This window comes from Microbispora sp. NPDC049633, assembly GCF_040675265.1.
Lineage (GTDB): Bacteria > Actinomycetota > Actinomycetes > Streptosporangiales > Streptosporangiaceae > Microbispora > Microbispora maris.
Map to the genome: position 1 here is coordinate 15597 of NZ_JBFAOO010000086.1, position 15774 is coordinate 31370.

The following is a 15774-nucleotide window of genomic DNA, read 5'->3' on the forward strand; positions in this document are numbered from 1 at the left end:
GCGGCACCCCGCCGGCGGGCCGGTCGCCTGCTTTCACCCGAAAGGTAACTCATGAGCCTGCACGTCGACGCCGGGCAACCCACCCGGGCACCGATGCCGCCCAACCGGAGGCACGTCCGGCCGAGACCGGGCCGGTCCTTCCTGACCTGGCTGGACCTCAAGGCCGCGCCGTACCTCCTGGTCTCCCCGTACTACATCCTCTTCCTGATCTTCGGGCTCTTCCCGCTCGCCTTCACCCTCTACTACTCGTTCTTCGACTACGACCTCACCGGCACGGTCGAGTGGACGGGCCTCGGCAACTTCACCGCCCTGCTCGACGACGCCGCCTTCTGGAGGGCGGTCGTCAACACCCTCGCGATGTTCCTCATCGCGACGGTCCCGCAGATCCTGCTGGCGCTGCTGCTGGCCAACGCGCTGAACAAGCGGATGAAGTTCCAGCTGTTCGTCCGGCTGGGCGTCCTGCTCCCCCTCGTGACCTCGGTCGTCGCGGTGGCGGTCGTCTTCACCCAGCTGTACGGCCGCGACTGGGGCGTGGTCAACTGGGTGCTCGGCTGGTTCGGAGCCGACCCCATCGACTGGAAGGCCGAGCGTCTGCCCTCCTGGCTCGCCATCGCCACCATGGTCGACTGGCGCTGGACCGGCTACAACGCGATCATCTTCCTGGCCGGCATGCAGACGATCCCCAAGGACCTCTACGAGGCGGCCTCGATCGACGGCGCGTCCCGGCGGCGCCAGTTCTGGCAGATCACCGTTCCGATGCTCCGGCCGACGATGATCTTCGTCGTGCTCAACTCGACCATCGGCGGCCTCACGCTGTTCGCCGAGCCGACCACGTTCTACAACGGCAACGTCCACGGCGGCACGACGAGCCAGTTCCAGACCGTCTCGATGTTCATCTTCGAGCAGGGCTTCCGCGAGTTCGACTACGGCTACGCCTCCGCGGCCGCCTGGCTGCTGTTCCTGCTCATCCTCATCGGATCGGCCATCAACTTCCTGCTCATCCGCCGGATCGGGGGCAACAAGTGACCACGATCTCCGCGCCCGCCGGCACGCGGCGCCGCGCCAAGGCGCCGAGTGGTGCCACCAGCCTCTGGACCGCCACGCCGATGACGCGGCTCGTCCTCGCTGTCACGATCATCATCTCGGCGTTCCCGCTGTACTACATGATCGTCATCGCCTCGCGGACCAACACCGAGGCGACCGACATGCCGCCGCCGTTCCTGCCCGGCGGCAAGCTCGGGGAGAACGTCCAGCGCGTGCTGTCCAACCCCGACGCGCACTACCTGACCGGTCTCACCAACTCGCTGATCATCGCCTGCACGGTGACGATCTCGGTGGTGTTGATCTCGACGTTCGCCGGCTTCGCGTTCGCCCGGCTGCAGTTCAAGGGCGGCAAGGTGCTGCTGCTGCTGGTGCTGCTGACGATGATGGTCCCGCTTCAGCAGATGGGCATCGTCCCCCTCTACCGCCTCATGGTCAGCCTCGAATGGGTCGGCTCGATCAAGGCCGTGATCCTGCCCTTCCTGCTCAACGGTTTCGGCGTCTTCCTCATGACGCAGTACACCCAGCAGGCGGTGCCCAACGAGCTGATCGAGGCCGCCCGCGTCGACGGCGCCTCCACCCTGCGGATCTGGTGGAACGTCGTCCTGCCCGCCGTACGGCCGGGCATGGGAGTGCTGGGCATCAACACGTTCATGCTGATCTGGAACGACTTCATGTGGCCGCTGATCGTGCTGACGCCGGACAACCCGACGGTCCAGGTCGCCATCAACTCGCTCAACGCGAAGTACGGGACGGACTACGTGCTGATCTTCAGCGGCACACTCATGTCGATCCTCCCGCTCATCGTCGTTTTCATCGCGTTCGGCCGACAGATCATCGGCGGACTCATGGAAGGTGCGGTCAAGGCGTGACAACGCAAGACACACGACCCGAGGCAGAAGCCCCCAGCCTGATGTTCCCCACCGGGTTCGTCTGGGGCGCCGCCACCTCCGCGTACCAGATCGAGGGCGCGCTCACCGCGGACGGGCGGGGCCGCTCCATCTGGGACACCTTCTGCAGCCAGGACGGGCGGATCGTGGGCGGCGACAACGCCGACACCGCGATCGACCACTTCAACCGGTACCGCGATGACGTCAAGCTCATGGCGGACCTCGGCCTCACCGCCTACCGGTTCTCCGTCTCCTGGCCGCGGATCCAGCCCGACGGCTCGGGCGCGTACAACGCCAAGGGCCTCGACTTCTACAAGAGGCTCGTGGACGAGCTGCTCAGCTACGGCATCGACCCGTGGCTGACGCTCTACCACTGGGACCTCCCCCAGGCCCTGGAAGACGCCGGCGGGTGGCCTTCGCGCGACACGTCGAAGCGCTTCGCCGACTTCGCCGCGACCGTGCACGCCGAGCTCGGCGACCGGGTCAGGCACTGGAGCACGGTGAACGAGCCCTGGTGCTCGGCGTTCCTCGGCTACGCCTCCGGCGAGCACGCCCCGGGACGGCGCGAGCCGGCCGCCGCGCTGCGCGCCGCGCACCACCTCAACCTCGCGCACGGCCTGGCGGTCCAGGCGATGCGGGCGCAGAACGCCGACTCGCAGATCGGCGGATGCGTCAACGTCTACCCGGTCACGCCCGCCACGGGCAGCGAGGCCGACCAGGACGCCGCCCGCCGCATCGACGGGCTGCAGAACCGGTTCTTCCTGGACGCGCTGCTCAAGGGCTCCTACCCCGAGGACGTGCTGGCCGACCTCAGCCACCTGTCCGACATGGAGTTCATCCAGGACGGCGACCTGGCCACGATCTCCGCGCCGCTCGACATGCTGCTGATCAACTACTACAGCCGCTTCACCGTGTCGGGCGCGCCGGGCGGCGCCGCCTCTGCCGCCGCCGCGCCGACGGACTCCGGCTCGCCGTGGATCGGCAGCGAGCACGTCGGCTTCGTCAACGGCGGCCGCCCGGTCACCTCGATGGGCTGGGAGGTCGACGACAGCGGCCTGTACGAGATGCTGCGGCGCATCGCCGACGAGTACCCGCGCGTCCCGCTCTACATCTCGGAGAACGGCGCGGCCTACGACGACACGCTCGGCGAGGACGGCACCGTGCACGACCCCGAGCGGGTCGCCTACATCGACGCCCACCTGCGGATCTGCCACGCGGCCATCGAGTCGGGCATCCCGCTCCAGGGCTACTTCGCCTGGTCGCTCATGGACAACTTCGAGTGGGCGTGGGGGTACGGCAAGCGTTTCGGTCTCGTCTACGTCGACTACGAGACCCAGGCCCGCACCATGAAATCGAGCGCTTTGTGGTATGCCGACACCATCAGACACGGCGGACTGCTGAGTCGGGCACAATAAGCGCAGAACGCGATAAGGGGGCAGTATAAATGAACGGGGACCGCCGTTCCGGAGGCCGGCCGACTCTGGAAGCGGTCGCCGCGCGCGCCGGAGTCGGCCGCGGCACCGTGTCGCGGGTCATCAACGGCTCGCCCAAGGTGAGCGACCGGGCGCGCGACGCGGTGTTACTGGCGATCCAGGAGCTCGGTTACGTGCCCAACCGGGCGGCGCGCACCCTCGTGACCAACCGGACGGACACCATCGCGCTGGTGGTGTCGGAGTCGGAGCAGCGCGTCTTCGACGAGCCGTACTTCGCCGGGCTGATCCGCGGCATCGGCTCGGCGCTGTCGGAGACCGGCCTTCAGCTCATCCTCACGATGGCGCAGAACCGTGCCGAGCACGACCGGCTGGAGCACTACCTGACCGGACAGCACGTCGACGGCGTGCTGCTCACCTCGGTCCACGGCGCCGACCCGCTGCCGGGGCGGCTGGAGGAGATGGGCGTGCCGACCGTGCTCGGTGGCCGTCCGGTGGGGCTCAACCCCTACAGCTTCGTCGACATGGACAACCGGGCCGGCGCCCGGCAGGCGGTCAAGTACCTGCTCTCCAAGGGCCGGACGAAGATCGCCACCATCGCCGGTCCGCAGGACATGGGCGTGGGTGTCGACCGTCTCGCCGGATACCGCGACGCGCTGCTCGCCACCGGCATGAGCGAGCGCGTGTCGTACGGCGACTTCTCCGAGGAGAGCGGCTCGGCCGCCATGCGCGAACTGCTCGCCCGCCACCCCGATCTGGACGCCGTGTTCACGGCCTCCGATCCGATGGCGCTCGGAGCGCTGCGCGTGCTGAAGGAACAGGGCATGGTGGTGCCCGACGACGTCGCGGTGATCGGTTTCGAGGATTCCAAGGTCGCGCTGCACACCGATCCGCAGCTGACGAGCGTGCACCAGCCGACCGAGGCCATGGGCCGGCAGATGGTCCAGCTCCTGATCGCCCGGATAAACGGCGAGCCGCTGGAGCAGCCGGTCGTCATCCTCGACACCCACCTGGTGATCCGCGCCTCCGCCTGACGAGGCCACGCATACGCCGAGACCGCCGCGCACCCGAGGGGGCGCGGCGGTCTCACGGCATTCCGGCCAGGGGCGGTGTCAGTCTCCGGGCCGTGCCGGCGCCGGTGGGGCGGCCGCGGAGAGGGCGCGCAGGTCGTCGAAGGCTTCGAGGAGATGAGCGTCCAGCTCTGCTCCGACGTACGTGTGGTGGAAGTACGCCGCGGCGTCGTCGGCCCCGCGCGCGCTGGTGTGGAAGGGGCGGCACCGGCCGGTGCGGGTGTCAGCGGCGCAGCAGGAGGCGCAGCACCCGCAGCGCCCGGGCCCGGCGGCCGGGGTCAGCGGAGAACACATGGACCACTGTGAGGATGGCGAGGATGGCCAGGAGCAGGGCGCCGATGGTGCCGACAGCGGTCAGCTGAGACAGGATCGTCATGGGGTGCGTCCCTTCGCGTAGGTGGAGTGCGCCCCGCGGGGGGGCGTGGTGTCGGCGACGGTTGCGACGGGCCGGTACCAGCCACCCCGTTCACCTGCGCAGACGGCGGGTTCGGGGCGTTGCCGACGGAGAATCGGTGGCGTGACTCCAGGTTGAGGGATGCAGAAGGCCCGTTGACGACCTCGCCCGATCTTTGACGGCACGGGATGAAGTCGTACGGCGCCTGACGGATGTTGACGGCTGCTGACAGCACTGAGCTGCAGCGCTGACGATTCCTGACGCCCTCTGCCCCGCCGACGAGAGGGCGTGGGGGGCGAGGATCAGTTCACGCGATACGGCTTTACGTTTTCTGACAGTCTGGGATGCTCGATCCCACCATGCCCGACACCTCATCGCCTGGCTCCAGCCAGGACGCCCTGGCCGCCCTTCGCGACCGGTTGCAGGAGCTGTACCGGCGCCGCGGCAAGCCCAGCTACCGCGAACTGGCCGCGCGCACCAGCAACGCGATCAGCCACACCACCGCGCACGCTGTGATCCGCTGCCAGAAGCTGCCGCGCTGGGGCCAATTGGAGCTCATCGTCGAGGCCCTCACCGGGGATGGCAGCCGTCTCGAGGAGTTCCGTTCCCTGTGGCTGGCGGCGGAGGAAGCCGGCCACAGGGCACGGGCCACACTTCCCTCCGCGGAGTCGCGGGAGTCGTATCAGGCGGCGGGCCTTCTCCTCACCGCCACCGATCACATCCAGGCGATGGCCTTTCACCCCGACGGGCACCTACTCGCCACCGCCGGCACCAATGCGAGGGTTCTGTTTTGGGACATGGCCACCCCCGTGCCCGGCGGGGACCCTCTAACCGGCCACACCGGCTCCATTTGGGGGGTGGCCTTCCACCCCGACGGACACCTGCTCGCCACCGCCAGCGACGACGCGACGGTGCGACTGTGGGACACGGCCACCGGCCAGCCCGCAGGCGACCCCCTCACCGGCCACACCGACGCCATCAACGCGCTGGCCTTCCACCCCGATGGGCACCTGCTCGCCACCGCCGATGATGGGGCGGTTCGGTTGTGGCGAAGCACTCGGGAACCCGAGCCGCATCCGTTGCGCCGACGGGTTGACCAGCTACGGACCCGGCTCGTAGCCGTACGCGCCGACCGTGACCGGCTAGCACGCGAGATCGCTGCCCTAAAGGCGGAACGCGATGAGCTCGCGCAGCAGGTGGACCACTTCACCACTGCCATGCCCGTACCGCAATCTCAAGCGGGCAGCTTGCTCGCCACCACCGGTGCGGACGGGACGGTGCGGCTGTGGGACGTGGCCACCCGCCAGCCCGTCGGCGACCCCCTCACCGGGCACAACAGCAGGGTCTTCGCGGTGGCCTTTCACCCCGATGGGCACCTGCTCGCCACCGGTGATGGGTTCTGGACAGTGCGGCTGTGGGACGTGGCCACCCGCCAGCCCGCAGGCGACCCCCTCACCGGACATGCCGATCGCGTCTTGGCGGTGGCCTTTCACCCCGACGGGCACCTGCTCGCCACCGCCAGCGACGACGGGACGGTGCGGCTGTGGGACGTGGCAACGCGCCAGCCCGTCGGTGACCCCCTCACCGGCAACACTGAGCACATCTTGGCGGTGGCCTTTCACCCTGATGGACACCTGCTCGCCACCGCCAGCGACGACGGGACGGTGCGGCTGTGGGACGCGGCTTCCCGCCAGCCCGCCGGCAGCCCCCTCACCGGCAACAACAGCAGGGTCTTCGCGGTGGCCTTTCACCCCGACGGGCACCTGCTCGCCACCGCCAGCGACGACGGGACGGCGCGGCTGTGGGACGTGGCAACGCGCCAGCCCGTCGGTGACCTCCTCACCGGCAACAACGGCGCCATCACCGCAGTGGCCTTCCATCCCGACGGCCACCTGCTCGCCACCCGCGACGGTGACGGGACGGCGCGGCTGTGGGACGTGGCCACCCACCAGCCCGCAGGCGACCCCCTCACCGGACACACCATCGCGGTGGCCTTTCACCCCGATGGGCACCTGCTCGCCACCGGCGACGGCGACGGGACGGTGCGGCTGTGGGATGTGGCCACCCACCAGCCCGCCGGCGACCCCCTCACGGGCCACAGCGGTCCCGTCTTTGGGGTGGCCTTCTCCCCGGCGGCCCGCTGACAGCTGCCGGCGCGGCCCGGTGCCGGCGAGGTAGTGCTCGCGGTAGCGCCTGGCAGACGGGCGAGGATCTCCTCGGGGTCGTGCCCGATGGGGTGCGGCTCGACGGACTGCGCGCTCACGGTCTCGCCCCCTTCCGCTTGACTCTGTACGGGTTCCAAAGTAGCCACGGCATACCGCGAAACCCGTGCAGCGCGCCGCGATCTCGGTGGCGGTGCCGAGGTGGTAACCACCCGCGCCATCAGCCAGTCCTCTCGGGCCGGAGCTTCGTGCGTAGCGCCGCAGGTGCGGCATCGGATGGTGCGGGCACTGTACAGATCAGGAGTTGAGCCGGGTGAAGACCATGGCGTGGTCGGAGGCCGGCGCGTCGCGGCGGCTGGTGGGGTCTTCGGTCATCGAGGGCAGCCCGTCGTGCGAGCCGACCGCGTCCGTCGGGCGCAGCGTATGGACCTCGACGGCGCGGGCGAGGAGGGCGTGGGAAACCAGCAGGTGATCGATGAGTTCGCCGCGACCGTGGAAGACCCGGGAGAACCGTTCGGCGGCGGGGATGCGGGGGGCGAGGTTCCATAGCCGGGCCTTGTCGCCCCGGTCCGGCTGGTCGGCGCCCGGGGTGCCCAGTTCGGAGCCGGGCGGGCCCAGCAGGATCTGGGTGGTGGCGGCCTCCGGCTCGTCGTTGAGGTCGCCCATCACCATGACCTGGCGTGCCTCGCCCTGACCGGCGAGCAGTTCGTCGGCCAAGGCGCGTACGGTGACGGCCTCGGCGGTGCGCCGGTGCAGGGCGTAGGCCGCTATCCGGGCCCGTTCGCCCTCGTCGCGGGGCTGGAAGCGGGGCCGCCCATGGGGTCCTGGCGGGAACGACAGCAGCTTGCTCTTCAGGTGCGCGACGATCAGGTCGATGGTCCTGCCGTCGGGTTCGGTGACACGGACGGCCAGGGCGCCCCGGCCCATCTGGTGGGTGGTCGTGCCGTCATCGCCGGCTTGAATCGCTAATAGCTGCTGGGGGAAGGTCGCTCGGTCGGTGACGACCTCGAACGGAAGCCGGGACAACACTCCGACCCGGATGGGATGCCCGGGATCGAAGATCCCGGAGGTGACGTGCTGCCACTCATCCCCCAAACGGGCCGCCAGCTCGGCGAGCGCGTCGGGGTCGCCGACCTCCTGCACGGCCAGGACGTCGACGCCTGCCCGGGTAATGGTCGCGGCCAGACCCTCGATTTTGGCGTCGTACGCCGCCCGGCTGGTCGGGCCGAACTTGCCCCCCGGCGTGAATCTGAACAGGTTCTCGACGTTCCAGGTTCCGATGACAGTCATCGTCGTTTTCCCGCCTCGTCTGTCCGGGTTGAACAAGAACGCGCATTTCGTGCTTACAGCCGAGAGCGCATCTGTCGCAATGGCCGTAGCCACAGTCGTCGGCTGCGCCGCGTGCCGCTCGGCGCGGTTCGGTCCGGTGTAACCGAAGGACGGTGCCGTGCCGGCCACGGCCAGGTCGAACGGGAGCGCCATGGCGATGTGCGCCACGGATCACCGGTGCCGCACGGAGTGGCCCAAAGCGGCGTCACCCTGAAGAGCATCGCGGAGACGATCGCCCGCGGTCTGGATCTGCCCACGGTCTCGCTGACCCCCGAGGAGGCGGCGACACACTCGTGAGCCCGTTCATGGCCATCGCCTACGGCGTCGACGGGCCCGTCTCCAGCTCGTACACCCGGGAACTGCTCGGCTGGTCGCCCAGTCACCCGACACTGCTGGAGGATCTGGAGCACGGCGATCATCTGGTCACGCCGGCCTCCTACCCGCCGATGCCGCCTTGGCCGACGGCACGAGGCGGACGCCCGAGCGACACGAGGCGGACGCCCCGGCAACACAGGGCGCCCGCCTCGCGGTCAGTGGTCGGCGGACGAGAGCAGGCGCTCGGCCTCCTCCTCCGACATGTCCTCCAGCTCGGCCACCAGCAGATCCTCCAGCGCGACCGCCAGCTCGGCCACGGTGCGCCGCTCGAAGATCGTCCGCACCGGGACCTCCACCCCGGTCGCCCGGCGCAGCCTGGCCGCGATCCTCGTCGCGAGCAGCGAGTGCCCGCCCAGGGTGAAGAAGTCGTCGTGCACGCCGATGGAGGCGACGCCGAGCAGTTCCGCCCAGATCTCGGCCACCAGGAGCTCCGCGTCCGAGTCCGGCGGGACGTGCCCGGCCGACGGCGCCCGGACCGGCGCGGGCAACGCCGCACGGTCCACCTTGCCGCGGCTGGTCAGCGGCAGGGAGTCGAGCACGACCCATGCGGTCGGGACGAGGTGGCGCGGCAGGGTCCGCGCGAGGTGCGCGGCGAGCTCCTCCCCCGTCGCGGTTCCGGTCACGTACGCGACCAGTTCCTCGGCGTGGACCGTCACGAACGCCTGGCCGACGCCCGGATGGTCGAGCAGCCGCGCCTCGACCTCGCCCGGCTCGATCCGGAAGCCGCGGACCTTGAGCTGCCCGTCGATCCGTCCGAGGAACTCCAGCGCGCCGTCGTGGTTCCAGCGTGCCCGGTCCCCGGTGCGGTACCTGCGCGATCCCGGCGGTCCCAGCGGGTCGGGGACGAAGGCGGCGGCCGTGAGCGCCGGGCGGCGCAGGTAGCCGCGTGCCACCCCGGCGCCGCCGATGACCAGCTCGCCGATCGCGCCCTTCGGCACCGGCGCCCCGGCGGCGTCGAGCAGGTGGACCGTCGTCGCGCCGATGGGCAGGCCGATGGGCGGCCTGCCGTACGGCGTCGCGCCGAGATCGGCCGCGGTCGCGATGACCGCGGCCTCGGTCGGGCCGTAGGTGTTCACCAGGCGGACACTGTCGCCGAACCGGCCGCGCCAGCGCGCCACCGCGCCGCCGGACGCCTGCTCGCCGCCGATGACGACCAGACGGAGCGCGGGCGGCCAGGCGATCTGGTCGATCTCCTCGACCAGGTGGTGCCAGTACGCGGTGGGCAGGTCGAGCACCGTGACCCGTTCCCCGCCAGGAGAGGCCAGCAGGTCGGGCAGCGTCGCCGCCCCGCCGGGCAGCAGCACCAGGGTCGCCCCCGCGGCGAGCGCGGGGAAGACCTCTTCGAGGTGGGTGTCGAAGCTCAGCGACGCGAACTGGACGACGTGATCGCCGGGCGCCAGGCCGTACTCCTCGCGCATCCACCGGATCCGGGCCGCGATGGCGCGGTGCTCCACGGCGACGCCCTTGGGCCGCCCGGTGGAGCCGGAGGTGAAGATCACGTAGGCCACGTCGCCCGGGTGCGTCTCCTCCGGGCCGCCGGATGCCGTCCCGTCCTCATCGGCCAGCGGGTCGACGGCGGTGAACCCGGCGGGCAGCGCCCGCTCCGTGATCACATGCGTCGCCCCGGCGTCCGCGAGCGCGAAGGTCAGCCTCTCCTCCGGCTCGTCCGGCTCGAACGGCAGATAGGCCGCGCCCGCCCGCCAGACCGCGAGCAGGGCGGTGATCGCCTCGACCGAACGGGGCAGGCAGACGCCGACCACGTCGCCGGGGCGCACGCCCCGCGCCCGCAGCGCCGCGGCGAGCCGTGCCGCTCGCCGGTCCAGTTCCGCGTACGTGACCTCGGTCTCCCCGCAGACCACCGCGACGGCGCCGGGAGTGCGCCGGACGGCCTCCGCGACCATCTCGGGGACCCCCGGTCCGGGGGTTTCGGCGCCGTCCCCGGCCATGGACCGGATGTCGGCCTCGTCGTCGGCGGTCCACACGCGCAGCTCGGAGATCCGGCGCTGCGGCTCGGCCACGACCGACTCGAGCAGGCGCAGGAAGCGGTCGGCGAGCCGGCGGACGGCCTCCGCCTCGTGCGGGGAGCCGCTGGACCCGTCGTGGCCGAACGATACGGCGATCTCGCCGTCCTCCAGCCACGCCTCGACGTACAGGCCGAGCTTGACCTGGCGGTATCCGTGCGGGAAGGCGCCGACGGACAGGTCGCCGAAGGGCCGGGTGGGTCCCGAGACCTGCGTGTGCAGGATGAACATGGTCGGCATCAGCGCCTCGACGGGGTGCCCGACCCGCTCGAACGGCACCGAAGGCCGGCTCATCGCCGTCAGCGCCTCCTGCCTGGTACGCCCCAGCAGTTCGACGAACGACGGGTTCCCGTCCAGGTCGCCGCGCAGCACGACGGTCTGCGACAGGTAGCCGATCATCGCCTCCAGCTCGACCCGGTCGCGTCCGGCGACGGCCGTCCCGACGAGGACGTCGGTGTGGCCGGTGTGCCGGTGCAGGAGCACCTGGTAGGCCGTCATGAGCACGGTGAACAGCGTGGTCCTGTGCTCGCGGGCGAGGCGGTCCAGCTCGTCGGCGACCTCCCGGCCGGTCCGGACGATCTGGTACGCCGCCCGATCCTCGTCGCCGGCGCCTCCGGAGCCCTCACCGATGCCGCACGGCAGGTCGGGCGGCGGCGGATCGGCCAGCCGCTCCTGCCAGTACGGCACCGCGCGCTCGGCGCGGCGGCGCTGCCAGCGGGCGTAGTCGGACGGCCGCACCGGCAGCGGCGCCAGGTTCGGCGCGCGGTCCTGCAGGCGCGCGGTGTAGCACTCCGCCAGGTCGTCCAGCAGGATCCCCAGCGACCAGCCGTCGCCGATGATGTGGTGCATCGTGACGCACAGGACGTGGTCCAGCGGTCCGATCGCGATGACGGCGACGCGCAGGGGCACGCCGTGCGCGAGGTCGAACGGCGCGTTCACCCGCTCGGCGACGAGCCGCCGGGCGTGCTCCTCGTCGCCCGCCTGGATCCGTTCGACCGGCGGGAGGGTTCCCGGCGTCCCCGCCGGCTCGGCGACCGCCCAGGGGACGCCGTCTTCCTCCTCGAACCGGGTGCGCAGGCCCTCGTGCCGGGCCGCGAGGTCGGCGAACGCCCCGTCGAGGGCGTCCGGATCGAGGGGCCCGCGCAGCCGGTGGACGAGGTACATGGTGTACGAGGCGTCGCGGGGGTTCAGCCTCTGCAGGAGCCACAGCCGTTCCTGGCCGGGCGACAGGGGCGCCCTCATGATTCCGACGCCATCTCGTCGAGCACGGCCGCCAGGTCCTCGGCGCTGAGGCCGTCGAGCTCGTCGCGGAGCGCGGCGATGTCGGCGAGGTCCAGGTCGTCGTCGTCGAGCCGGTCCATCGCCGCCGCCAGGCCGGCCACCGTGGGGTTCTCGAACAGCACCACGATCGGCACGTTGATCGCGAAGCGCGCCTGGATCCTGGCGATGATCTGGGTGGCGGTCAGCGAGTGCCCGCCCAGCTCGAAGAAGTCGTCGTCGACGCCCACCGGCTCCGCGATGCCCAGCACCTCGCCCCACATCGCCGCGAGGTCCTCCTCCAGCGCCGTGGCCGGAGGCCGGTACGGCCTGCTGCGGGCCCGGGTCCACTCGGGCACCGGCAGGGCCTTGCGGTCGAGCTTGCCGTTGGGGGTGAGCGGCAGGGCGTCCAGCACCACGAGATGCGCGGGCACCATGTACTCGGGCACGCTGATGCGCAGCCGGTCCCGCAGGGACGGCCACAGGTCGGCCCCTTCGGGCTCCCCGGCCGCGCGCACGACGTAGGCCACCAGGCGCGGCAGCCCGTCGGGGCCGTCGCAGACGCCGACGGCGGCGTCGGCCACCTCGGGCGCGGCGCGCAGCACGCTCTCGATCTCGCCGAGCTCGATGCGGAAGCCGCGCACCTTCACCTGCTGGTCGGCCCGGCCCAGGTAGCGGAGCCTGCCGTCCTCGATCATCGCCAGGTCGCCCGTGGCGTACAGGCGGGCCCCCGGCGTCCCGGAGAACGGGTCGGGCAGGAACCTGGCGGCCGTCTGGCCCGGCATGCCGCGGTAGCCCCTGGCCAGGCCGGCGCCGCCGATGTGCAGCTCGCCGGCCTCGCCGACCGGCACCGGACGCCCGTCGGGGCCGAGGATGTGCACCGTCGTGTCGCCGATGGGCTCGCCCAGGTCGACCGGGGCCGGCGCCCCGTTCTCGTCGACCCGGGCCACCCGCCCGGCCGTCGACCAGACCGTCGTCTCGGTCGGGCCGTACACGTTCCAGAGCCGGGCGCCGTCGCCGAGGAGGGCGTCGGCGAGGTCGCGGGGCAGTGCCTCACCCCCGCACAGCCGGGTCGCGATGTTCTCGGGCACACCGCCGGATTCGAGCAGGATGCGCCAGCTCGCCGGGGTCGCCTGCATGATCGTGACGGCCTCGGTCACGGCGCGCGTCCGCAGGGCGCGGCCGTCCGCGGTCTCGTGCCCGGAGGCGACCACGACCCGCGCCCCGCAGGCCGGCGGCAGGAGGAGTTCGAGCACCGAGATGTCGAACGACAGCGTGGTGACCGCCAGCCAGGCGTCGCGCGGGGTGAGCTCCAGCAGGGAGGCGAAGGACTCCAGCAGGTGGACCACCGCGCCGTGCGGCACGGCGACCCCCTTGGGCCTGCCGGTGGAGCCGGAGGTGTACATGAGGTAGGCCAGGTCCCCCACCGGGCCGTCGGCCGGCGCGTCGGCGGGCACCCCGCCGGAGACGGGAACGCCGTCCCACGCCAGCTCGACGACGTCCTGGACACCGTCGAGCAGCCGGGACTCGACGCCCTGGCCGGCCAGGACCAGCCGGATGCCCGCGTCCTCCCGCATGTACCGGAGCCGGTCCTCCGGGAAGCCCGGGTCGAGCGGCACGTAGGCGCCGCCGGCCCGCCACACGGCGAGCAGGGCGACGACCATGCCGGGGCAGCGCTCCAGGCACAGCCCCACCGGCACCTCCGGGCCGACGCCGCGGGCGCGCAGCAGCGCCGCGAGCCGGTCGACCCTGTCGATCAGCTCCCGGTAGGTCAGCAGGCCTCCGGCGCCGCTCACCGCGACCGCGTCGGGGCTCGTGTCACGCCACCGGCGGATCAGCGCGAGCGCCGTCGCGGCGTCCGTACCCGTCCCCGGCCGCCCGGCACCCGGAGGCGCCGTCGGGCCGCTCACCGCGTCACTCACTTCCATGCACCTTTCACTGTGAAAACACGCTCGCGAACGGGCCGTTCAGCGCGGACAGCCGGATGTCGGGGTCCGCCCCGGCCCTCCGTACGACCTCGGTGAAACCGCCGATGAGGCGGTGCGCGGTCGCGGGCGTGAACAGGTCGCCGCTGTAGTCGAGGACGCCGCCCAGCCCCTCCGGTCCCCGCCACAGGTCCATCGAGACCTCGGACTTCGTGTGGCTGGGCGGGACCACGTGGACCTCCCGGTCGAGGTCGGCGAACCGGGTCCCCAGCAGATCTTCCTTGGGCAGGTTGTGCAGGTTGAACATGACCTGGCACAGCGGCGGCCTGCTGATGTCGCGCGGGACGCGCAACGCGGCCAGGACGTGCTCGTACGGCACCTCCGCGTGCCGCATCCCGGCCAGCGTCGTCGCCCGCACGCGGTCCAGCAGCTCGTGGAACGACGGATCGCCGGACAGGTCGGCGCGCACCACCATCGTGTTGCCGAAGTAGCCGATCAGCGGCGCCAGCTCACTGCGGCTCCGGCCGGCCACCGGCACGCCGACGCAGAAGTCGGTCTGACCCGACGCCAGGGCGAGGGTCGCCTGGTAGGCGGCGATCAGGGCCATGAACGACGTGCAGCGCCGCTTCCTGGCCACCTTCTCCAGCGGCGTGATCACCTCCGGCGGCAGCAGCAGCTGCTCGCGCCCACCGCGCCCGGACCACCGGGGCGGCCGTGGATGGTCCGTCGGAAGGTCCAGCGCGGGGGCGCCGGCCAGGCGTCGCGCCCAGAACTCCACGCCCTCGGTGTGGTCCCGCTGTCTCTCCTGGACGGCGAAGCGGGGGTACTGCGTCGGCAGCTCCGGCAGGTCGGGGTCACGTCCCTCGCGTGCGGCGGCGTAGCACTCCGTGAGCTCGCGCAGGAGCACGTCGAGCGACCAGCCGTCCATCACGATGTGGTGCAGGACGATGCACACGACCGCGTCGTCCTCCCCCAGCCCGGCCAGGCCGGCCCGCAGGGGAGGCGCGTTCTCCAGGTCGAACGGGCGGTCGACGAACTCCTTCAGCGCCCGTTCGAGGTCCGCCTCCCCGGAGAACGCGATCTTCTCCAGCGGCACCGGTCCCGGCGGCAGCACGACCTGCACGGGGGCGTCCCCGCGCAGCCGGAAACGGGTCCGCAGCACCTCGTGCCGCGCCACGATCCGGGTGAACGCGGCGGTCAGCGCGTCCACGTCGAGCGGCCCGCGCAGCCGCATGCACCAGGGCGTGTTGTAGGTGGTGTCGGCGGGGTCGAAGCGGCTGAGGAACCACAGGCGCTCCTGCCCGGGCGACAGCGGCCACTCCTGCCCGCCCGCGTCGCGGGGCTCGCCCCCGAGGGAGCGCAGCAGCGCCGCCCGGCGCTCGGGGGGCAGCCCGGCCAGCTTCTCGATCAGCGCGGCGCGGCGCTCGGCGGCGGTCATCTGCCCCGGTCGCGTGCGCTCGGCGTTCCCTGGTCGCGTACGCTCCGCGGCCGCATGTCGGTCCACACCGTCTCGATGTGGTCCAGGCATTCCTGGCGGGTGCCCGCGAAGCCGGTGGGCCGCCATCCGGCGGGCGGCTCGCGGTCGCTCCACCATACGGAGAACTGCTCCTCGTCGTTGACGACCACGAGCATCGGGGAATCGGTCATGTCATCTTTCCCAGGGGTTCGTTGAGGGGGACGGCTCCCGGCCCCCGCCCTCGGCCAGGCGGGGACAGCCGGGCCAGCCGGCCGGATCGGCCGGAGGCGCCGCGCACAGGACGTAGTGGTGAGGGGCGAGCACGTCGGTCCGGCCGGTCGCGGCGCGCATGAAGGCGGTGTGGACGGCCTCGGGCGTGTCCAGCCCGGGGCGCGCGAGGAGGTAGCCGGTCAGCCGGGGCGCC

General features: G+C 71.8%; 12 protein-coding genes. 5 read left to right on the forward strand and 7 right to left on the reverse strand.

Going from position 1 to position 15774, the window contains the following annotated elements:
* The first annotated feature begins 51 nt into the window (after positions 1-51).
* The 4 genes from AB0J39_RS22180 to AB0J39_RS22195 are packed head-to-tail and all read left to right on the forward strand — an operon-like array spanning position 52 to position 4395.
* Complete coding sequence (locus AB0J39_RS22180) at positions 52-1026, forward strand: sugar ABC transporter permease (protein ID WP_169982394.1); 975 nt, start codon at positions 52-54, stop codon at positions 1024-1026.
* On the forward strand, positions 1023-1913 hold the full coding sequence (locus AB0J39_RS22185) for a carbohydrate ABC transporter permease (protein ID WP_363467712.1): 891 nt from the start codon (positions 1023-1025) through the stop codon (positions 1911-1913). Before AB0J39_RS22180 ends, AB0J39_RS22185 begins: the two co-directional genes overlap by 4 nt.
* A 41-nt stretch (positions 1914-1954) precedes the next feature.
* A complete protein-coding gene (locus tag AB0J39_RS22190; protein ID WP_363467736.1) occupies positions 1955-3346 on the forward strand; it encodes a GH1 family beta-glucosidase in 1392 nt (463 codons plus the stop codon).
* Between the two features lie 29 nt (positions 3347-3375).
* Entirely contained in the window at positions 3376-4395 is a 1020-nt protein-coding gene (locus AB0J39_RS22195; protein ID WP_346228811.1) for a LacI family DNA-binding transcriptional regulator, read from the forward strand.
* Between the two features lie 259 nt (positions 4396-4654).
* On the opposite strand, the gene AB0J39_RS22200 is transcribed toward AB0J39_RS22195, so the two are convergent.
* On the reverse strand, positions 4655-4807 hold the full coding sequence (locus AB0J39_RS22200; protein ID WP_363467715.1) for a hypothetical protein: 153 nt from the start codon (positions 4805-4807) through the stop codon (positions 4655-4657).
* A gap of 362 nt (positions 4808-5169) precedes the next feature.
* On the opposite strand from AB0J39_RS22200, the gene AB0J39_RS22205 reads away from it, so the two are divergent.
* On the forward strand, positions 5170-6969 hold the full coding sequence (locus AB0J39_RS22205) for a WD40 repeat domain-containing protein (RefSeq protein WP_363467718.1): 1800 nt from the start codon (positions 5170-5172) through the stop codon (positions 6967-6969).
* 315 nt (positions 6970-7284) lie between these two features.
* Here the strand turns inward: AB0J39_RS22205 and AB0J39_RS22210 are convergent, their stop codons facing one another.
* The 6 genes from AB0J39_RS22210 to AB0J39_RS22235 form a co-directional block, all read right to left on the reverse strand.
* Positions 7285-8277, reverse strand: coding sequence for an endonuclease/exonuclease/phosphatase family protein (locus tag AB0J39_RS22210; RefSeq protein ID WP_363467721.1), 993 nt, complete (start codon positions 8275-8277; stop codon positions 7285-7287).
* 569 nt (positions 8278-8846) lie between these two features.
* The gene (locus AB0J39_RS22215; protein WP_363467724.1) at positions 8847-11954 is read right to left on the reverse strand and encodes an amino acid adenylation domain-containing protein; all 3108 of its coding nucleotides are present in this window, start codon (positions 11952-11954) and stop codon (positions 8847-8849) included.
* The gene (locus tag AB0J39_RS22220) at positions 11951-13891 is read right to left on the reverse strand and encodes a non-ribosomal peptide synthetase (protein ID WP_363467726.1); all 1941 of its coding nucleotides are present in this window, start codon (positions 13889-13891) and stop codon (positions 11951-11953) included. The genes AB0J39_RS22215 and AB0J39_RS22220 overlap by 4 nt, the downstream gene beginning before the upstream one ends.
* Before the next feature lie 13 nt (positions 13892-13904).
* On the reverse strand, positions 13905-15332 hold the full coding sequence (locus AB0J39_RS22225; protein WP_363467729.1) for a condensation domain-containing protein: 1428 nt from the start codon (positions 15330-15332) through the stop codon (positions 13905-13907).
* Positions 15329-15541, reverse strand: a complete 213-nt coding sequence (locus tag AB0J39_RS22230) for an MbtH family NRPS accessory protein (RefSeq protein ID WP_363467731.1) — start codon at positions 15539-15541, stop codon at positions 15329-15331. The genes AB0J39_RS22225 and AB0J39_RS22230 overlap by 4 nt, the downstream gene beginning before the upstream one ends.
* Before the next feature lies 1 nt (position 15542).
* A partial coding sequence (locus AB0J39_RS22235) for a hypothetical protein (protein WP_363467734.1) occupies positions 15543-15774 on the reverse strand: 232 nt, incomplete at its 5' end.